Raw genomic sequence first — 20,270 nt, forward strand, 5'->3', positions numbered from 1 at the left:
GGGACGGGGAGCGGACGCAGCGCAATGGGTGAGGTCTTCGCCGGTCGGTACGAACTGATCGATCCGATCGGACGGGGTGGAGTCGGGGCCGTCTGGCGTGCCTGGGACCACCGTCGCCGCCGCTACGTGGCGGCCAAGGTCCTCCAGCAGAGCGACGCCCACACACTGCTGCGCTTCGTCCGCGAGCAGGCGCTGCGGATCGAGCACCCGCACGTGCTCGCCCCGGCCAGCTGGGCCGCGGACGACGACAAGGTGCTCTTCACCATGGACCTGGTGAGCGGAGGTTCGCTCGCCCATCTGATCGGTGACTACGGGCCCTTGCCGCCGCGCTTCGTGTGCGTGCTGCTCGACCAGTTGCTGTCCGGTCTCTCCACGGTGCACGCGGAGGGCGTGGTGCACCGGGACATCAAGCCCGCCAACGTCCTTCTGGAGGCCACCGGCACCGGCCGGCCGCATCTGCGGCTGTCCGACTTCGGCATCTCCATGCGGAAGGGCGAGCCGCGCCTCACCGAGACCAACTACGTGGTGGGGACGCCCGGTTACTTCGCACCCGAGCAGATGATGGGCGCGGAACCCGACTTCCCCGCGGACCTGTTCGCCGTCGGCCTGGTCGCGCTGTACCTGCTCCAGGGGAAGAAGCCGGACGCACGGGCCATCGTCGAGCACTTCGCCGCGTACGGCACCCCCGGCGCCCCGGAAGGCATTCCCGAACCTCTGTGGCAGGTCCTCGCCGGGCTGCTGCAACCCGATCCCCAGGCCCGGTTCCGTACGGCGACGGGGGCGCGCAAGGCGCTGTCGGCGGCGGTCGAGATGCTGCCGGAGCCCGGCCCCGACGACGAACCGGTGGAGGTCTTCGACCAGATCGGGCCGCTGCCCGCCGGGTTCGGCCCCGAGGGGCCGGTCGCGGAACCCCGGGCGGACGTCCAGGACGATCCGCCCGCGCCGTCGTCCCCCTCGGTCCCCGGGACCGTGCCGTCGGAATCCGGGACCGCGCCGCCCCCCACCACGCAGGGACGACCGACCGGCCAGGCATGGGCGACCGACCAGGGACAGCCGTCCCCGGCGGCGCCCCAGGCGCAGACGCAGCCGCCCGTATCGATGTCGGAGACGGGCAGCTTCCATCTCCCGCCGCCTCCCCGGCAGCCGGCGCCGCCGGCCCCGGAACCCGCGGCCACGCCGCCCGCACCGCACCCGCCGCATTCAGCTGCCGCCCCCCATCCGGCACCGGCACCGGACGTCTCGCAGCTCCCCACGGCCGGGGTGCGCAGCGACCCGGCCCTCACCCGCGCGTACACCGCCGGACAGCCGCCGTTCCCCGGGCCGGGGCCGACGGGGGCACCGCCCGCCCACACCGCTCTTCCGTCGCCGACGAGGCGTCCGGGGCCGCCACCGAAGGTGGCCGTCACGATCCTGGTGGTGGCGCTGCTCTGTTTCGCCGTGGGCATCTGGGCGCTGACTCAGATCTGAGCACGAGGCCCCGGAACCTCCCGTATGCGGGGATCCGTCCCGTACGCACACCGGCAACCGTCCCGTACGTACCGAGCCCCTCCCGTGCGCGGCGGTTGCCCGGCGTCGCCGCACACGGCGACTACCAGCCCTGCGGCGGCGGCCCTCCGTACGGCGACCGGCCGTCGCCCGCCGGTCCGCCCGGCGCCCCGGGCACGGCTCCGCCCGGCACCGGTCCGGCGGAGGCCGGGGCCGTGGCGGCACGGCGCCGGGCCAGCAGCGTCCACACCCCCAGTCCGAGCACCAGCACGACACCCGCGCCGATCCCGGCCGCACCGATCGTCCTCATGGTGCTGCTCCGGGCCGCCTCGGATGCCTTCTTCCCGCTCCTCGCCATGTCCTTGTCGCTGCCGGTGACCGAGAAGATCCCGGCGTCCCCCGCGTACGGCGACTTGTCCGCGTCGCCCTTCACCATGACCTTGAGGCTGAGTGGAATCGCCTTGTCGCCGTACGCCTCCGCCACCTTGGGGCTGAGCGTGACCGACAGGTAGTACCACCCGGCGAACCGCATGGCTCCGACACTGCCGGTGGACGAGTAGCGGTTCTCGTACGCCACCGGGGGCAGCGGGTCCAGCGACACCGACGTGGACTTCCCGGAGTACGACAGCGGCGACGCGTCGTCGACGTGTCCGTGGGCCGGGTTGTCCAGGGACAGCGTGAGCGCGCTGCCGACGAACTCGGTGGAGGCGTTGTTGTTGCCCAGGTCGACGGTGGCGAAGAGCTGCTGTCCCCAGTCGACCGGAACCCGGTAGAAGCGGGTCTGTCCCGGCGCGACGTCGTCGTGCCACTCGCCGGTCTCCAGGCCGGTCGCGTCGTGGTAACTGGTACCGCCGGAGCGCTTCTGCGGGGTGGCGGTGGGCGGGGCGGGCGACTCCGACGGCCAGTTCCCCGGCGCCTCGGTCGGCATCGAACCGCCCGTCTCCACCTGCGGCTCCGACGCGTAGCGCAGCTCCAAGTCCCAGGCATCGGGTGACGAGGTGTCCTTGCTCTCCCGCTCGATCAGGACGCTGTACGTCCCGGCCTCCTGGCAGGCGCTGCCGTCCTTGCCGACGGTGCGATGGGCGTACGCGGCGATCGGGCGCGGGAACTCCGCCGACCCGAACCGGGCGGTCTCGTAGCTGCACTGCCGGTCCGTGCTGTCGCGGACGCTGACCGTGAAGCCGTCCCCGTAGGCGACCTGGCCGCCGCCCTTGGGCACGGCCACGACGGAGACGTACGCGTTCGTCCTCGCGTCGAGGTCGAGGCGGTAGTAGAGCTTCTCGCCGCCCTTGATCGAGCTCCGGTAGACCGACCCGGCCGCGAGCGGCGACGCCTCGATGCTGACCTCGGCGCCGCTGATCTGCTTCGCCCCGGGATCGAAGGTGTACGCGCTGTCCTCCCCGGCCGCGTACGCCTGCGCCGGCAGCGCCGCCGCCGCGCACATCGCCGCGACCGCGGCCAGCGCCACCCGGCCCCTGCTGCGCTGCCTCATCACGCGCTTTCCCCTCGTAGTCCGTGCGGCCCGCCCGCGACGCCGGGGCGTACGGACACGGGCCACGTGATCACCGCCACGGCGCCCGCCCCGGCAGCGGCCGCGATCCCGGTCCATCCTGCCCCGCCCGCACCGCCGCTGTCTCCGACGCCGATCCGATTGCCCGTCTTGTCTGCGTTGTCGCCGTCCGCGCGCTCGCCGACCGCGTCGTCGCCATGCACGCCCCTGTCATCCGCACCCCGGCCTTCACGCCGCCGGAATCGCGTGGGAACCCCCGGAGGCACGGATGTTACGGCGCCGCAACAGCACGAAGCCCCGGCCGCTCAGCGACCGGGGCCCGCAATCAGGCTGTCTGTCTCACACACCCGAACCTGCGGGCACGGAGTCAGTCGCCTCCGTCCACAGATCCTGCTCGGCGCGATCCGCCTGGATCTGGCGGTACACGAGGAGCCCGCCGATGGCGGCCAGTGCGACCAGGAGAAGCTTCTTCACCGCGCGACCTCGTCTTTCCTTGACGTAGGGGACTTCTGCCGCCCGACTATACACACCGGCCGATATCGATCGGTGACCTGCCTGCGACCCAACTGGCGCCGCAGGCAAAGCGATCACCCGGACCCCCCGGGGCCGGTGACCGCCCGGCGAATCGCTCCGGCGAAGCCCCGGAGGCCGCCCCTCGGCGCACACCGGCGACCGGCGCGACCCGGGAGACGGGGCCGCGCCGAACGCCTCGCAGAAGCCCGCCGAGGCCGCTTGCACCAGACGAGTGGTGTTCATCTGAAGATCGACGGATTCGCAGCGTCGGTCCACGAAATCACGACCCACGTCCACATCATCAGAAAGGTAAGTAAAACGGACAGCCCGAAAGCGAGGGGCCATGAGCACCTTCACGCCCAAGAGCATCTGGACCGCCTTCGTCACCGCTTTCTTCGCGCTCCTCGCCGCCCTGGGACTCATGAACACCCCCGCGGCGGCCACGCAGCAGAGCGCCGCGGAGCCGACCGCCACGAACCAGGAGCACGCGGGTGCGACTGCGGCAACCGCGACCGCCCCGTCCGTCCGATGGACTCTTCCGCGGGACAGGTCGCTGCCACCGACGATGAAGCAGCGCATCCAGGCGGAGGCACACGGCTCCTCACCCGCCGCAAGACGTCTGTCCCTGGACACCGCGTACACTGCGGCGACCACGAGCCCCGCCCGCACCGCCCTCCGGACCCCGGCGGGGGACGCACCCCTCCTGCCGCCCTGAGAGCGGCACCGGCCGATCGCACGAGCCCCCGAGACCGGTTCGCACCGGGCGGGGGCTTCTTCACGCGCTCCGGCCCCCGCCCACCCGGCTTCCCACCCCACCCGTCGACCGTCGGCGCGCACCCGTCGAGCACGGCCGACCGCCCGGCGCCGGCCCGGCCCGGCCCGGCCGTCGGAGTCGACCACTGCGCCGATCCGTCCCTCGTCGGTTCTTCCCGCGCCGATCCGCCCCGCGTCCGTCCGTCCCGCGTCGAACGGTGTCGATCCGTCCGACACCGGCGCACGTCCCGCCACGCGCACACCGCCCCGACCACACGTCGAAGGCCCGGTTCCTCCGAAGAGGAACCGGGCCTTCGACTTTCACTGTGGGGCTAACAGGATTTGAACCTGTGGCCTCATCCTTATCAGGGATGCGCTCTAACCAACTGAGCTATAGCCCCTCCGCGCTGCGCGCTGACTTCTGAAGATTAGCGCACGTCGGGGCCAGTCCCAAAATCGATACCCCGCGCGCTACTCGTCCTCGGCCAACGTGAGCTCGATACCGCCCACGAAGCCCGCCGACAGGTTGTAGATGAACGAGCCGAGCGTGGCCAGCGCGGTCGCCAGCACCACGTCGATCAACGCGATGACCGAGGTGAAGAGGAGGACCCGCGGCAGCGACAGGAACGACTGGAGGTCGAAGCCGTTGTTCTCGTTCGAGCCGGTGGCCTCGCTGATCGTGCCGCCCACGGCGGAGAAGACGCCCATCGCGTCCATCACCATCCACAGCACTGCGGCCGCCACCACCGTGCAGATGCCGAGCGCTATGGAGAGCAGGAAGCTCACCTTCATCACCGACCACGGGTCGGCCTTCGCCACCCGCAGACGGGCCTTGCGGGTGCGCGGAGTCGTCCGCGCACCCGTCCGCGGCATCCGGGCCGCCTGCTCGGCGCCGACGCCCTGCGCACCGCCCTGCGTGCCGTTCGGCCGGTCGCCGCCCCGGGTCTCGCCCGCGGGCGAGGGGTACGCCTGCGGCGGGTGGTACGGCCCGCTCGCCTTCCCCGGTGCGGGCTCGCGCTTGCCGGGCAACGGCCCGGTCGCGTAGCCCTCGTACTGGGGCTGAGGCCCCCGGGTGTCCGTCACAGTGCCCCCTTGGGAGTCCGTGGCGGGGCCACGGGCACCGTTCGCTCCAGCTCCGGAAGCGGCCGAACCGGCGCCCGTGGCTCCACTCACGCTCTACTCCTCGTGCTCCCCTGCCGGGGACGACGTGTCCTCGGCGTTGCCCTCGGCCGTGTTCACGGCCGTGCTCTCAACCGTGCTCTCGGCAGCCTCCGCCGTCGCGGCCCCGGTGCCCTCCTCGGACCCCTCGACCTCTTCGGCCTCCCGGCCGGCTTCGGCGTTGCGTGCGATGCCGACGACGGCATCGCGCTTGCCCAGATTGATCAGTTGGACGCCCATGGTGTCACGGCCCGTCTCCCTGACTTCATTCACTCGCGTACGAATCACGCCGCCGCCCAGCGTGATGGCGAGGATCTCGTCCGATTCCTCCACCACCAGCGCGCCGACCAGCGAACCACGGTCCTCCACGATCTTCGCAGCCTTGATGCCGAGGCCGCCACGCCCCTGAACCCGGTACTCGTCGACGGCAGTCCGCTTCGCGTAACCGCCGTCGGTGGCAGTGAACACGAACGTGCCCGGACGGACAACATTCATCGAGAGAAGTTCATCGCCCTCGCGGAAGCTCATGCCCTTGACGCCCGAGGTGGCACGGCCCATCGGGCGCAGCGCCTCGTCCGTCGCCGTGAACCTGATCGACTGCGCCTTCTTGCTGATGAGCAGCAGATCGTCCTCGGCGGACACCAGCTCCGCGCCGATCAGCTCGTCGGCGGCGCCCTCGGCGCCCTCGCCCGTCTCGCGGAGGTTGATCGCGATGACACCACCGGAACGCGGGGAGTCGTAGTCCTTCAGCGCGGTCTTCTTCACCAGACCGCCCTTCGTGGCCAGGATCAGGTACGGCGCGGCCTCGTAGTCGCGGATCGCCAGGATCTGAGCGATCCGCTCATCCGGCTGGAAGGCCAGCAGGTTGGCGACGTGCTGACCGCGCGCGTCCCGCCCGGCGTCCGGGAGTTCGTACGCCTTCGCGCGGTACACCCGGCCCTTGTTGGTGAAGAACAGCAGCCAGTGGTGCGTCGTCGACACGAAGAAGTGGTCGACGATGTCGTCCTCCTTCAGCTTCGTGCCGCGCACCCCCTTGCCCCCGCGCTTCTGCGAGCGGTAGTCGTCCGTCTTCGTGCGCTTCACGTAGCCGCCACGCGTGATCGTGACGACGATGTCCTCCTCGGCGATCAGGTCCTCGATGGACATGTCGCCCTCGAAGGGCACCAGCTTGGAGCGCCGGTCGTCGCCGAACTTCTCGACGATCGCCGCCAGTTCCTCGCTGACGATCTTCCGCTGCCGCTCGGGCGACACCAGGATCGCGTTGTACTCGTTGATCTTCGCCTGGAGTTCGTCGTGCTCGGCGGTGATCTTCTGGTGCTCCAGGGCGGCCAGCCGGCGCAGCTGCATCTCCAGGATCGCGTTCGCCTGGATCTCGTCGATCTCCAGCAGGCCCATCAGGCCGTCGCGCGCCACCTCGACCGTCTGACTGCTGCGGATGAGCGCGATGACCTCGTCGATCGCGTCCAGGGCCTTGAGCAGACCGCGCAGGATGTGCGCCCGCTCCTCCGCCTTGCGCAGCCGGAACCGCGTGCGCCGGACGATGACCTCGATCTGGTGCGTCACCCAGTGGCGGATGAACGCGTCGATCGAGAGCGTGCGCGGCACGCCGTCGACCAGCGCCAGCATGTTGGCACCGAAGTTGGTCTGCAGATCGGTGTGCTTGTACAGGTTGTTCAGCACGACCTTGGCGACCGCGTCCCGCTTCAGCACGACGACGAGCCGCTGACCGGTGCGCGAGGAGGTCTCGTCGCGGACGTCCGCGATCCCGCCGATCTTGCCGTCCTTCACCAGGTCGGCGATCTTCTGCGCCAGGTTGTCGGGGTTGGTCTGGTACGGGAGTTCCGTGACCACCAGGCACTGGCGGTTCTGGATCTCCTCGACCTCGACGACCGCGCGCATCGTGATCGAGCCGCGGCCGGTGCGGTACGCCTCCTCGATGCCCTTGCGGCCCACCACGAGCGCGCCGGTCGGGAAGTCCGGGCCCTTGATCCGCTCGATCAGGGCGTCCAGGAGCTCCTCCTGCGAGGCCTCCGGGTGCTCCAGGTACCACTGCGCGCCATCCGCGACCTCGCGCAGGTTGTGCGGCGGGATGTTGGTCGCCATGCCGACCGCGATACCCGCGGAGCCGTTGACCAACAGGTTCGGGAAACGAGCCGGCAGGACCGTCGGCTCCTGGTTGCGGCCGTCGTAGTTGTCCTGGAAGTCGACGGTCTTCTCGTCGATGTCCCGGACCATCTCCATGGACAGCGGCATCATCTTGCACTCGGTGTACCGCATGGCGGCGGCCGGGTCGTTGCCCGGGGAACCGAAGTTGCCGTTGGAGTCCACCAGCGGCATCCGCATCGACCACGGCTGCGCCAGGCGGACCAGGGCGTCGTAGATCGACGAGTCGCCGTGCGGGTGGTACGTACCCATGACGTCACCGACGACACGGGCGCACTTGTAGAAGCCCTTCTCGGGCCGGTAGCCGCCGTCGTACATCGCGTACAGCACCCGGCGGTGGACGGGCTTGAGACCGTCCCGCACGTCCGGCAGCGCACGCGAGACGATCACGGACATCGCGTAGTCGAGGTAGGAGCGCTGCATCTCCGTCTCGAGCCCGACGGGCTCGACACGCATGCCCACACCGGCGGCGGGCTCCTCTTCGGGTGTCACAGGGGTGTTCTCGTCGGCCATTGCTGGTCAAAGTCCTTTCGAGCGGCGGCTGGCTGGTGCGGCCGACTCAGATGTCGAGGAAGCGGACGTCCTTGGCGTTGCGCTGGATGAACGAGCGCCGCGCCTCGACGTCCTCGCCCATGAGCACCGAGAAGAGATCGTCGGCCTGCGCCGCGTCGTCCAGCGTGACCTGACCGAGGACCCGGTGGTCGATGTCCATCGTGGTGACGCGCAGTTCCTCGGCGTTCATCTCGCCGAGACCCTTGAAGCGCTGGATCGAGTCCTCCTTGATCCGCTTCCCGTTCTGCTTGCCCAGCTCCACCAGGGCGTCGCGCTCCCGGTCCGAGTACGCGTACTCGAAGTCGTCCCGGCCCCACTTGATCTTGTAGAGCGGCGGGCGGGAGAGGAATACGTGTCCGGCCTCGACCAGCGGACGCATGAACCGGAAGAGGAACGTCAGCAACAAGGTGTTGATGTGCTGGCCGTCGACATCGGCGTCCGCCATCAGAATGATCTTGTGATAGCGGAGCTTCTCGATGTCGAAGTCCTCGTGGACCCCGGTGCCGAAGGCCGAGATCAGCGCCTGGACCTCGGTGTTCTGCAGGATCTTGTCGACGCGGGCCTTCTCGACGTTCAGGATCTTGCCGCGGATCGGCAGGATCGCCTGGTACATCGGGTTGCGCCCGGACTTCGCCGAACCACCGGCGGAGTCACCCTCGACGATGAAGATCTCGCACTTCGTCGGGTCGTTGGACTGGCAGTCGCTCAGCTTGCCCGGCAGGGAGGCGCTCTCCAGCAGCCCCTTGCGGCGGGTCAGATCGCGCGCCTTGCGGGCGGCGACCCGGGCGGTGGCGGCCGCGATGCCCTTGCGGACGATGTCGGCGGCCTCGTTCGGGTTGCGGTCGAACCAGTCGGTGAGGTGCTCGTGGACGGCCTTCTGGACGAAGGTCTTCGCCTCCGTGTTGCCCAGCTTGGTCTTCGTCTGGCCCTCGAACTGGGGCTCGCCCAGCTTCACCGAGATGATCGCCGTCAGACCCTCGCGGATGTCGTCGCCCGTGAGGTTGTCGTCCTTGTCGCGGAGCAGCTTCTTGTCGCGCGCGTACTTGTTGACCAGCGCGGTCAGCGCCGCGCGGAAGCCCTCCTCGTGCGTACCGCCCTCGTGCGTGTGGATCGTGTTCGCGAAGGAGTACACGCCCTCGGTGTACTGCGTGTTCCACTGCATCGCGATCTCGGCCGAGAGCATGCGCTCCTTGTCCTCGGCCTCGATGTCGATCACCGACTGGTGAATGACGTCGCCCTTGCGGGAGTTGAGGTACTTCACGAAGTCGACGATGCCGCCCTCGTAGTGGTACGTGACCGTGCGGGCCTGCTCCTCCTCGGCGACCTCTGCCACCTCGGCGACGTCCGCGCCCGCCGTCGCCTTGGCCGACTCGCGCTCGTCGGTGAGCCGGATCGTCAGGCCCTTGTTGAGGAAGGCCATCTCCTGGAAGCGACGCGACAGCGTCTCGAAGGAGTACTCGGTGGTCTCGAAGATGTCCCCGTCGGCCCAGAAGGTGACCGACGTACCGGACTCGTCGGTCGCCTCGTTGCGGGCCAGCGGGGCCGTGGGCGCGCCGAACTTGTAGTCCTGGCTCCAGCGGTAACCGTCCGTCTTGACGTCCACGGACAGGCGCGTCGACAGCGCGTTCACCACGGAGACACCGACACCGTGCAGACCGCCGGAGACGGCGTAGCCGCCGCCGCCGAACTTGCCGCCCGCGTGCAGGACCGTCAGCACGACCTCGACCGCCGGCTTGTTCTCCGACGGCACGATGCCGACCGGGATGCCGCGGCCGTTGTCGACCACGCGGACCCCGCCGTCGGCGAGGATCGTGACGTCGATGGTGTCCGCGTGCCCGGCCAGGGCCTCGTCGACCGAGTTGTCGACGACCTCGTACACGAGGTGGTGGAGGCCGCGCTCACCGGTCGAGCCGATGTACATGCCAGGTCGCTTGCGGACCGCGTCCAGGCCCTCCAGGACGGTGATCGCGCTGGCGTCGTACGAGGCCGCGGCCTCGCCGGAGGCGGGCGCCCCGACGATGGCCACGGCCTCGGCGAGGGCGGCGGCCCCGGTGGGAGCGCCGCCCCCGCCGTTCTCACCGGATGCGGACGGAATGTTCTCGTTGGGGTTGCCGGAATCGGCCACGAAGCGCCCTTTCTGGCACAGCACAGGCCATCCTCCGGACAGTCCGGAGCGGCTGCGTCGTTCGGCTTGTAATCGACGACTCCCGCGAAATGCGGGATTGTCGACCAGTCTACCGGTAGCGCTGACACTCATGGGGGTTTGCCGGTACCTGAGTACGCATGTGCCGCCCTCAACGAGCGGCTGACGACTCCCCATATTCGGGAAGGGCCCCCAGGGGGCTCACGCGGGCATTGTGCGCTTCGGGCTGTCAACCACCCGCTACCGTGAGGGACGCCCCACTTCCGCCTCATGGTTTCGACCGCCGCACAGCCGTACGACACGGGCGCGACGGGCGGCGCGCCCGTGCAGCCGCGGAACGGGTCCCCTCACCGTTCCGGGCCGCAAACCCGCAGGTCCGCGGCCCGGAACCGGCACGGCCACGAACCGGATCCCGCGGCTCCACGGCCCGCTCCGGCGCTCGCCCCGCCCGGGGGGCCTCGGAACGGGCCGGAGCCCTCGGCACGACCGGGGGCCGGGCCGGGCACATCAGCCGTGGACGTACACGTCAGCCGTAGGTGTCGCCGGGGCCCCTGCTCCCCGGGGCCCGCAGCGGACCGAACCGGCGCTGCGGGCCCCCCGGCCCCAGCACCTTGATCATCCGCACCGTGCCCTGCCCCAGGTCCGCGTTCAGCCGGGCCACCAGCTGGGGCGCCAGCAGCCGCAGCTGCGTCGCCCACGCCGTCGAGTCGCACTGCACCGTCAGCACCCGCTCGTCCGGGTCCTCGTCGTACCGCAGCGGCACGCAGTGCTTGGCCAGGTCCTCGCCCACGATCTGCGGCCAGCGCCCCATCACCCCGCCCACCGCGGCGGGCGTCTCCCAGCCCCGCTCGGTGATCAGACGGTTGATCGCGGCGCCCAACGGCAGTGGATCACGCCCGTCGGCCCGCGCCCCGGAACGCAGCCCTCCGCCCCGCCGGGCCTGCTTGCGCTGCTGCACGGCGGCACCACGCGCCCGCGCCTGCTCCTTCGCCGCGCGCAGCGCCACCCGGGCCAGATCGACGCCCGACGGCTCCGGCAGCTCCGCTCCCGCCGGACGCAGCCCCTCCCCGGGCACCCCAAAGGCCCCGGCAGCCTCGCCCCGGCCGGTCACAGCCGCTCCACCTCGCCCGCGGACACCACGTACCGCGCACCCGACAGCACACCGGGGACGTCGTCGTCCACCGCGGCCGTCACCAGCACCTGCTCGCCCGGCGCGACCAGCTCCGCCAGCCGCTCCCGCCGACGGGCGTCCAGCTCGGCGAAGACGTCGTCCAGCACCAGCACCGGCTCGTTGCCCTCGCCGCGCAGCAGCTCGTACGAGGCCAGCCGCAGCGCCAGCGCATACGACCAGGACTCGCCATGACTCGCGTACCCCTTGGCCGGCATCCCGCGCAGCCCCAGCAGCAGATCGTCGCGGTGCGGGCCGACCAGCGTCACACCCCGCTCGATCTCCTGCTTGCGGGCCTGCTCCAGGGCCGCGATCAACCGCTCGTACAGCTCCTCGCGCGTCCCCGCCGACCCCATGTCCGTACCGACCGAGCTCCGGTACTCCAGCGTCACCGGACCACCGCCCGGCGCCACGTCCCCATACGCCTTGTCGGCCAGCGGCTGCAGCGTGGCGATCAGGTCCAGCCGCCGCGCCAGCAGCTCCGCGCCCACCCGGCCCAGATGCTGGTCCCACACGTCGAGGGTGGACAGGTCCATCGACCGGCCGCCGTGCCGGCGCGCCATCGCCGCCGACTTCAGCAGGGTGTTGCGCTGCTTGAGCACGCGCTCGTAGTCGGCGCGCACCCCCGCCATCCTCGGCGAACGCGCCGTGATCAGCTCGTCGAGGAAACGCCGACGCTCACCGGGGTCGCCCTTGACCAGCGCCAGGTCCTCCGGCGCGAACAGCACCGTACGCACGATCCCCAGCACGTCCCTGGGCCTGACCTGCGAGGATCGGTTGATCCTGGCCCTGTTGGCCTTGCCCGGGTTGAGCTCCAGCTCGATCAGCTGGGAACGCTCGCCCTGGGTGACGGCGGCCCGGACCACCGCCCGGTCCGCGCCCATCCGCACCAGCGGCGCGTCCGAGGAGACCCGGTGGCTGCCGAGCGTCGCCAGGTAGCCGACGGCCTCCACCAGGTTCGTCTTGCCCTGGCCGTTGGCCCCCACGAACGCGGTGACGCCCGGATCGAGAGGTACCTCGACCCGGGCGTACGAGCGGAAGTCGGCCAGCGAGAGATGCGTGACATGCATGGGTGTGCGCCGACCTTCCCGGCTTACTGCTCCGTACTTCGTGCTCCGGGGTACGGGCCGGGGACGACCCCTTTTCCGTATCCCGTCGCGGCTACTTCTTGGTCTCGACCGCGTGGCCACCGAACTGGTTGCGCAGCGCGGCGATCATCTTCATCTGCGGAGAGTCCTCCTGTCGCGAGGCGAACCGCGCGAAGAGCGACGCCGTGATCGCGGGCAGCGGGACCGCGTTGTCGATCGCGGCCTCCACCGTCCAGCGTCCCTCGCCGGAGTCGGCGGCGTGACCGCGGAGCCCGTCGAGGTGCTCGTCCTCGTTCAGCGCGTTCACCGCCAGGTCCAGCAGCCAGGAACGGATGACCGTGCCCTCCTGCCAGGAACGGAAGACCTCGCGCACATCGGTGACGGAGTCGACCTTCTCCAGCAGCTCCCAGCCCTCGGCGTACGCCTGCATCATGGCGTACTCGATGCCGTTGTGCACCATCTTCGCGAAGTGGCCCGCGCCGACCTTGCCGGCGTGGACGGAACCGAAGTCCCCCGCGGGCTTCAGCGCGTCGAAGACCGGCTGGACCTTCGCCACGTTCTCGGCGTCGCCGCCGTACATCAGCGCGTAGCCGTTCTCCAGGCCCCAGACGCCGCCGGAGACCCCGCAGTCCACGAAGCCGATGCCCTTGATGCCCAGCTCGACCGCGTGCTTCTCGTCGTCCGTCCAGCGGGAGTTCCCGCCGTCCACGACGACGTCGCCGGGGGACAGGAGCCCGGCCAGCTCGTCGATCGTGGCCTGGGTCGGGGCGCCGGCCGGCACCATCACCCAGACGACCCGCGGGCCCTTCAGCTTGCCCACGAGCTCTTCCAGGCTGGCGACGTCCGAGAGGTCCGGATTGCGGTCGTAGCCGATGACGGTGTGGCCTGCGCGGCGGATGCGCTCGCGCATGTTGCCGCCCATCTTGCCGAGGCCGACGAGACCGAGCTCCATCAGAGATTCCTTAAGCGTTGTGCCGATTCGTACCCGGGACCGAGCCTACGCCCGCAAGGGGACGGACCGGCGTGCGTGCCCGGCGGGGGCACGCACGCCGTGGTCGGTGCCCCGGCCCCGACGGGACCGTCAGGAGAGCGGGGCACGAAGAGCCCGGTCAGCCGGAGAGACGCACCGGCATGATCAGGTACTTGTACGCCTCGTCGGCCTCGGCGTCGACGGCCGGACGGCCGCTGAGCAGCGCGGGCTTGGTCGACGTCGTGAAGGACAGCTGGGCGACGGGGGAGTCGATCGCGCTGAGACCGTCCAGCAGGAAGGTCGGGTTGAAGGCGATCGAGATGTCGTCGCCCTCCAGCACCGCGTCCACCCGCTCCACAGCCTGTGCGTCGTCGCTCGAACCGGCCTCCAGGATCAGCACGCCCTGCTCGAAGCTGAGCCGCACCGGGGTGTTCCGCTCGGCGACGAGGGCGACGCGCTTGACGGCCTCGACGAACGGGGCAGTCTCGATCACCGCGACCGAGTTGAACTCGGTCGGGAACAGCGTGCGGTACTTCGGCAGGTCGCCTTCGAGCAGCCGTGTGGTGGTGCGCCGGCCCGCGCCCTCGAAACCGATCAGACCCTCACCGGCACCCGAGCCCGACAGCGCCAGCGTCACCGTGTCGCCACTGGTCAGCGCCTTGGCGGTGTCCAGCAGCGTCTTGGCGGGCACCAGCGCGACGGCCGAGGCGTCCGGGTTCTCCGGCTTCCACAGGAACTCACGGACCGCGAAGCGGTACCGGTCGGTGGAGGCCAGGGTGACCGTCTCGCCCTCGATCTCGATGCGCACACCGGTCAGGACCGGCAGTGTGTCGTCACGGCCCGCGGCGATGGCCACCTGGGCGACGGCCGAGGCGAAGACCTCACCGGGAACGGTCCCGGTCGCCGTCGGCATCTCCGGAAGTGCCGGGTACTCCTCCACAGGAAGGGTGTGGAGTGTGAACCGCGAGGAGCCGCAGACCACGGTCGCCCGTACACCGTCCGTGGAGATCTCCACAGGGCGGTTGGGAAGGGCGCGGCAGATGTCGGCGAGCAAGCGGCCGGAGACCAGGACCGTGCCGTCCTCCTCCACCTCGGCGTCCACCGAGACCCGGGCCGAGACCTCGTAGTCGAAGCTGGAGAAGCTGAGGGCGCCGTCCTCCGCCTTCAGCAGAAGGCCCGCGAGAACGGGCGCCGGCGGACGGGCCGGGAGGCTGCGGGCCACCCAGGCCACCGCCTCCGCGAGTACATCGCGCTCCACCCGGATCTTCACCGGAACCGCCTCCTGCTGTTGCTCGCTCGCCCTGCCGGCCTTCGACATCTGATCGGCCCCCCGTCCATGACGACGGGATGACGCCGGAGACCAGTCTGACGTACGGCACCGACACTCGGTGCTGCTCGGGGTCAAGTCGCGGCGAGGCGTCCGGCGAGCGTCGGACCCGAGTTGTGCACAGCCCCTGCTTCGAAACGGATTCCGAGCTAACTCTATGTGGGAGTAGTAGTAGGGCTTGTGGAAACCGTGGATAACGTCGTTGCCGCAGGTCAGGGCCGATTTTTTGTCCACTGCCCCTGTGGGCACCGCGGTGGAGAACCCGGCACTTCTGTGGACACGCGAAAGTTCTGCACAACGGATACACAGGGCAGGGGGGTTTCTCCCCAGAGCCGTCCCCAGTTTTACCCGCGTTCCCCACAGCCCAACCGCCCCTCTCGGTGTGACGCCTTTCACTCGGCGCAGTGAGAAGCGGTGTCGCGTTGCCGAACAGTGGACAGGGGTGTGGAGAAGCCCGGGTTGGCTGGGGACAACGGGTTCGTAGCTGTGGGATGTCAGTGGACAACACCAGCAGCGTCCTGTGGGCAAAGATTTTTTCCACAGGCTGTGGATCACTGTTTGCCACAAATCCCCAGGCCTGTGACCTGGGCTGATGGAGCATCGGAAGCCACTGCTGTGGAAGCAGTATGGACAACTTCTGGATCCCCAGGCTGTGGAGGGGAAAATCTCCCCAGATCTGTGGAGAACAGGCCCCAGGCGGCAGGTATTCGAACACTGTGAACGCGTCGGGGCCGGGGGAGGGGGTCCGGAAGGGCCGCGAACGGGCCTTGAAGAGGCTTCGCAGGGGACCGAAGCGGCCTCGGCCGGGCCGCGGGACGGGCATTCGGGCGTCGGCGCGGGGCGGCGGAGAGGCTCGGAGCGACGTACGGAGGCCGTGAGCGCACCGCGGCCGCGCAGAAGCGTCGACGCACGGGGCGCCCGCGGCCGGACCCCGGCGAGGGTCCGCCGCAGGCGCCCCTGCGGTGCGTACGGCGTGCTCCAGGTGGCACGGCCCGGCGTCCCGGCCCCGGCAAGCCGGACTCCGGCGGTGCCCGGCCGGGCGGCGGCACGGGCAGCGGACGCCGGGCAGCAGCGGCACGGGCACCGGGCCCAGTGGCGTGGCCAGCAGGCCGGTCAGCCGTTCTTGATGCGGTTCGTGAGCTCGGTGACCTGGTTGTAGATGGACCGTCGCTCCGCCATCAGCGCGCGGATCTTCCGGTCCGCGTGCATCACCGTCGTGTGGTCGCGGCCACCGAACTGCGCCCCGATCTTGGGCAACGAGAGATCGGTCAGCTCACGGCACAGGTACATGGCGATCTGGCGGGCCGTCACCAGCACACGGCTGCGCGAGGTTCCGCAGAGATCGTCCACCGTCAGGCCGAAGTAGTCCGCGGTCGAGGCCATGATGGCCGTCGCCGTGATCTCCGGTGCCGTGTCCTCACCGCCCGGGATCAGATCCTTCAGCACGTGCTCGGTCAGCCCCAGGTCCACCGGCTGGCGGTTGAGGCTGGCGAACGCCGTGACCCGGATCAGCGCGCCCTCCAGCTCCCTGATGTTCCGGGAGATGCGGGAGGCGATGAACTCCAGGACCTCCGGCGGGGCGTTGAGCTGCTCCTGGACCGCCTTCTTGCGGAGGATGGCGATCCGCGTCTCCAGCTCCGGCGGCTGCACATCGGTGGTCAGCCCCCACTCGAAGCGGTTGCGCAACCGGTCCTCCAGGGTCACCAGCTGCTTGGGCGGCCGGTCCGAGGACAGCACGATCTGCTTGTTGGCGTTGTGGAGCGTGTTGAAGGTGTGGAAGAACTCCTCCTGCGTCGACTCCTTGCTCGCCAGGAACTGGATGTCGTCGACCAGCAGGATGTCCACGTCGCGGTACCGCTTGCGGAAGGTGTCGCCCTTGCCGTCGCGGATCGAGTTGATGAACTCGTTGGTGAACTCCTCGGAGCTCACGTACCGCACCCGGGTGCCCGGGTAGAGGCTGCGGGCGTAGTGCCCGATGGCGTGCAGCAGGTGCGTCTTCCCGAGCCCGGACTCCCCGTAGATGAAGAGCGGGTTGTACGCCTTGGCGGGGGCCTCGGCGACCGCGACCGCCGCAGCGTGCGCGAACCGGTTGGACGCGCCGATCACGAAGGTGTCGAAGAGGTACTTCGGATTCAGCCGCGCTGCCGGCTCCCCGGGTCCGGGTGCGGCGGCGGACTGTGTTCCCATCGGCCCGGGCACGCCGCCGGGCCGTCCGGTACCGGGAGCGGCGGGTCGGTGCGGGGCCTGGGCATCGGGCAGTTCGTGGCGCTGCTGCTCGTAGCCCTGGCGCTCGGGCGGCTGGGGCCGATAGTCGTGCTGCTGGTGCCCGCCGGGGTACGGCTCGCGCCACTGGTCCGCGGCGGTGTCGCGCTCCTGGAAGGCGCCGAGCCGGGGCTGCTGCCAGGAGAGGTCCTCCTGGGTGCGCGGCCACGCACCGGGGTCGCGGCGCTGCTGCTGGTAGTCGGGATAGGCGGGCCGGGCGGTCGGCATGCCGTCGTCCGAGGGCCGGTGCCCGTACCCGTCGTACGCGTCACCATGCTGACGATCGTCGTGCGGGGACCCCGGATAGCGCGGCGGCTGCGGCGGCTGGTGCATCGGAGGCGCGGGCGGGCTCGCGGGTTCCCCCGCGGAGTCGTCGACGGTGATCGCGATACGGATCGGGCGGCCGCACTCGCGGCTCAGCGTCTCGCTGATCAGCGGCGCCAGCCGGCCCTCCAGCACGCGCTTGCCCCACTCGTTGGGGACGGCGAGCAGCGCAGTGTCCGCGACCAGCGCGAGCGGCTGGCAGCGCTCGATCCACTGCTTGTCCTTCGGCTCGATGCCCTGCTGGCCCTCCCCGAGGAGCTGTTCCAGCACGTGTGGCCACACTGCGGCAAGATCGGCAGGTACGTCAGCCACAAAGCACGCTCTCTCGCTGGTCCCACGAATGTGTGGTTCTCGGGACGGGGTGGGTCGGTATGGGTGAGGACCGGCAGGCAGGAAGAAAAAGAACCGGAGTTCGGCCACGGTAGTCAGGGCGACCCGGGTCGTTCAAGTTGTTGTCCACAGCCTGTGCACAGTGGGGGGTGTTGCGGAGCTGGTTTGACCGGATGGCTCAGCCGCGCGTACCGTGACCAGGTCGAGTTGTCGATGGCTGCTGCCGCCTGCCTCCGATGGGCAAAGATCACGATCTGTGATCGTGAAGCGGTGCACTAGAGCGTTTACGCGAGTCTCTCGTGGGCGCACGGTGACAGCCAGACGACGTCCCGCCAAAACCCGAGTCATTTCTGGAGCCCCCGAGTGAGCAAGCGCACCTTCCAGCCGAACAACCGTCGTCGCGCGAAGACCCACGGCTTCCGGCTGCGGATGCGCACCCGTGCCGGCCGCGCGATTCTCGCGTCCCGCCGTGCCAAGGGTCGCGCCAACCTGTCCGCCTGATCGCTTACAGGTCATGACGTGCTGCCTACCGAGAATCGGCTGAGGCGGCGCGAGGACTTCGCGACCGCAGTACGCCGAGGACGCCGGGCCGGCCGCCCGCTCCTCGTCGTTCATCTACGCAGCGGTGCCACGGACCCGCACGTGACTGGGGAGGATGCTCCCCCGCCACGTGCGGGTTTCGTTGTCAGCAAAGCCGTGGGCGGAGCGGTCGTGCGCACAGCAGTGAAGCGCAGGCTTCGCCATCTGGTCCGCGAACGACTGGCCCTGCTGCCCCCCGGTAGCCTGGTTGTCGTACGAGCGCTGCCCGGAGCGGGCGACGCCGAGCACGAACAACTGGCCCGAGACCTGGATGCCGCACTCCAGCGGCTGCTGGGAAGGGGCGCGCGATGAAGTACCCGCTGCTGGCTCTCATCAAGCTCTATCAGTGGACGATCAGCCCGCTTCTCGGGCCTGTCTGCCGTTACTACCCGTCGTGTTCCCACTATGGATATACGGCGATCGACCGGCACGGAGCGATCAAGGGAACCGCGCTGACGGCTTGGCGCATCCTGCGGTGCAATCCGTGGTCACCCGGTGGCGTGGACCATGTTCCACCACGCAAACGTCCGCGTTGGCACGAACTGCTGCGCAACGCCATGCGCGGTGGCAAGGGCGGGGACTCCGCCGCTGATGTGCCTCCCGGAGGGTCGGTTTCCGAACCTTCGAGCCCGGCCGCAGAGACTTCGCCCAATGCTCAAGGAGCCTGATTAGTGGACACGATTGCCAGTCTGTTCAGCTTTATCACCTGGCCCGTCTCATGGGTCATCGTTCAGTTCCACAAGTTGTACGGAGCGATCTTCGGCGACAACACCGGCTGGGCCTGGGGCCTGTCCATCGTGTCCCTGGTGGTATTGATCCGGATCTGCCTGATCCCGCTTTTCGTGAAGCAGATCAAGTCGACCCGGAACATGCAGGTGCTCCAGCCGAAGATGAAGGCGATCCAGGAGCGCTACAAGAACGACAAACAGCGTCAGTCCGAAGAGATGATGAAGCTGTACAAGGAGACGGGCACCAACCCGCTCTCCTCGTGCCTTCCCATCCTCGCGCAGTCGCCGTTCTTCTTCGCCCTGTACCACGTGCTCTCGTCCATCGCCTCGGGCAAGACGATCGGTGTCATCGACCAGCCGCTGCTCGACAGCGCACGTCAGGCGCACATCTTCGGGGCTCCGCTCGCCGTCAAGTTCATGGACACCGAGGAGAAGGCCCAGGCCCTCGGCGCCTCCCTGGCCGACGTCCGGGTCGTCACCGCGATCATGATCGTGATGATGTCGGCGTCCCAGTTCTTCACCCAGCGCCAGCTGATGACGAAGAACGTCGACCTGACGGTCAAGACGCCGTTCATGCAGCAGCAGAAGATGCTGATGTACATCTTCCCGGTGATCTTCGCCGTCATGGGCGTCAACTTCCCCGTCGGTGTCCTCGTGTACTGGCTGACCACCAACGTCTGGACCATGGGCCAGCAGATGTACGTGATCAACCAGAACCCGACCCCGGGCAGCAAGGCGCAGGACCAGTACCTCGGACGGCTCCTGAAGAGCATCAGCACCCATGGACAGGTCCGCGGCAGGACCAGGCGGAGCATGATCAAGCGCATCGTGGCCAAGGGTCCTGACCGCAATGACATCGAGCGGAAGTTCATCACCGGCCTGGCGAAGCAGGGCTACGCCGCCCAGGAGGATGGCACGGTGATCAAGGGCGACACAGCTGTCGCCGAGGCCGAGGGCGGAGCCGCGCAGCGGCGCCAGCAGCCCAAGCGCCAGACCAAGGCTCAGCGCCAGACCGGTGCCGGTACGGCCCACCAGGCGGGAGCCAAGGCCGCCGGAAGCACTCCCGCGCGGGCCAAGGCTTCCCAGCAGAAGTCGGACACTTCGCAGGACGACTCGTCCAAGCCGGCGGGCGAGACCGCGTCCGGCTCCTCACGCCAAGCCAAGTCCGGACAGCGCAAGGGCCCGCAGCGGCCCAAGCACCCGTCCAAGAAGTAAGA

Annotated in this window: 16 protein-coding genes and 1 tRNA gene; 6 read left to right on the forward strand and 11 right to left on the reverse strand. The window is 69.6% G+C overall.

All coding sequences use genetic code 11. The features are described from left to right. Positions 1-24 precede the first annotated feature (24 nt). Entirely contained in the window at positions 25-1,467 is a 1,443-nt protein-coding gene (locus tag AMK22_RS31825; RefSeq protein WP_073790741.1) for a serine/threonine-protein kinase, read from the forward strand. Positions 1,468-1,588: 121 nt separating this feature from the next. Here the strand turns inward: AMK22_RS31825 and AMK22_RS31830 are convergent, their stop codons facing one another. Both AMK22_RS31830 and AMK22_RS41365 read right to left on the reverse strand, forming a co-directional pair. Next, positions 1,589-2,977 carry a hypothetical protein gene (locus AMK22_RS31830; RefSeq protein ID WP_073790742.1) on the reverse strand — a complete coding sequence of 463 codons (1,389 nt, stop codon included), beginning with the start codon at positions 2,975-2,977 and terminating at the stop codon, positions 1,589-1,591. Positions 2,978-3,334: 357 nt separating this feature from the next. Continuing rightward, the gene (locus AMK22_RS41365; protein WP_003958712.1) at positions 3,335-3,469 is read right to left on the reverse strand and encodes a DLW-39 family protein; all 135 of its coding nucleotides are present in this window, start codon (positions 3,467-3,469) and stop codon (positions 3,335-3,337) included. A 382-nt stretch (positions 3,470-3,851) separates the two neighbouring features. On the opposite strand from AMK22_RS41365, the gene AMK22_RS31845 reads away from it, so the two are divergent. Beyond that, positions 3,852-4,223 (forward strand): DUF6344 domain-containing protein, encoded by a 372-nt coding sequence (locus tag AMK22_RS31845; RefSeq protein ID WP_073790744.1) that lies wholly within the window; start codon positions 3,852-3,854, stop codon positions 4,221-4,223. A 365-nt stretch (positions 4,224-4,588) separates the two neighbouring features. Here the strand turns inward: AMK22_RS31845 and AMK22_RS31850 are convergent. From AMK22_RS31850 to dnaA, 9 genes are all read right to left on the reverse strand, one after another. Continuing rightward, positions 4,589-4,662 (reverse strand) — tRNA-Ile (locus AMK22_RS31850). A gap of 70 nt (positions 4,663-4,732) precedes the next feature. After that, positions 4,733-5,344, reverse strand: a complete 612-nt coding sequence (locus AMK22_RS31855) for a DUF3566 domain-containing protein (RefSeq protein WP_073790745.1) — start codon at positions 5,342-5,344, stop codon at positions 4,733-4,735. A gap of 93 nt (positions 5,345-5,437) precedes the next feature. Next, entirely contained in the window at positions 5,438-8,095 is a 2,658-nt protein-coding gene (gyrA, locus tag AMK22_RS31860; protein ID WP_073790746.1) for a DNA gyrase subunit A, read from the reverse strand. Between the two features lie 46 nt (positions 8,096-8,141). Beyond that, a complete protein-coding gene (gyrB, locus tag AMK22_RS31865) occupies positions 8,142-10,283 on the reverse strand; it encodes a DNA topoisomerase (ATP-hydrolyzing) subunit B (protein WP_073790747.1) in 2,142 nt (713 codons plus the stop codon). 520 nt (positions 10,284-10,803) lie between these two features. Then, positions 10,804-11,352 (reverse strand): DUF721 domain-containing protein, encoded by a 549-nt coding sequence (locus AMK22_RS31870; RefSeq protein WP_073790878.1) that lies wholly within the window; start codon positions 11,350-11,352, stop codon positions 10,804-10,806. A gap of 32 nt (positions 11,353-11,384) precedes the next feature. Further along, positions 11,385-12,515 carry a DNA replication/repair protein RecF gene (recF, locus tag AMK22_RS31875; protein WP_073790748.1) on the reverse strand — a complete coding sequence of 377 codons (1,131 nt, stop codon included), beginning with the start codon at positions 12,513-12,515 and terminating at the stop codon, positions 11,385-11,387. Between the two features lie 91 nt (positions 12,516-12,606). Continuing rightward, the gene (gene gnd, locus AMK22_RS31880) at positions 12,607-13,485 is read right to left on the reverse strand and encodes a phosphogluconate dehydrogenase (NAD(+)-dependent, decarboxylating) (protein WP_073790749.1); all 879 of its coding nucleotides are present in this window, start codon (positions 13,483-13,485) and stop codon (positions 12,607-12,609) included. Between the two features lie 157 nt (positions 13,486-13,642). Next, positions 13,643-14,773, reverse strand: coding sequence for a DNA polymerase III subunit beta (gene dnaN, locus AMK22_RS31885; RefSeq protein WP_073790880.1), 1,131 nt, complete (start codon positions 14,771-14,773; stop codon positions 13,643-13,645). A gap of 1,170 nt (positions 14,774-15,943) precedes the next feature. Then, entirely contained in the window at positions 15,944-17,728 is a 1,785-nt protein-coding gene (gene dnaA / locus AMK22_RS31890) for a chromosomal replication initiator protein DnaA (RefSeq protein ID WP_073790751.1), read from the reverse strand. A gap of 381 nt (positions 17,729-18,109) precedes the next feature. On the opposite strand from dnaA, the gene rpmH reads away from it, so the two are divergent. From rpmH to yidC, 4 genes are read left to right on the forward strand one after another with little or no spacing between them, the layout of a single operon-like run. Further along, the gene (gene rpmH, locus AMK22_RS31895) at positions 18,110-18,247 is read left to right on the forward strand and encodes a 50S ribosomal protein L34 (RefSeq protein ID WP_073790753.1); all 138 of its coding nucleotides are present in this window, start codon (positions 18,110-18,112) and stop codon (positions 18,245-18,247) included. An 18-nt stretch (positions 18,248-18,265) separates the two neighbouring features. Then, positions 18,266-18,637 carry a ribonuclease P protein component gene (gene rnpA / locus AMK22_RS31900; protein WP_073790755.1) on the forward strand — a complete coding sequence of 124 codons (372 nt, stop codon included), beginning with the start codon at positions 18,266-18,268 and terminating at the stop codon, positions 18,635-18,637. Then, positions 18,634-18,993: a membrane protein insertion efficiency factor YidD gene (yidD, locus tag AMK22_RS31905; RefSeq protein ID WP_073790757.1), complete on the forward strand. Its 360-nt coding sequence runs from the start codon at positions 18,634-18,636 to the stop codon at positions 18,991-18,993. The genes rnpA and yidD overlap by 4 nt, the downstream gene beginning before the upstream one ends. Before the next feature lie 3 nt (positions 18,994-18,996). Next, on the forward strand, positions 18,997-20,268 hold the full coding sequence (gene yidC, locus AMK22_RS31910) for a membrane protein insertase YidC (protein WP_073790759.1): 1,272 nt from the start codon (positions 18,997-18,999) through the stop codon (positions 20,266-20,268). Positions 20,269-20,270: the final 2 nt, after the last annotated feature.

Source organism: Streptomyces sp. CB01580, assembly GCF_001905795.1.
GTDB lineage: Bacteria > Actinomycetota > Actinomycetes > Streptomycetales > Streptomycetaceae > Streptomyces.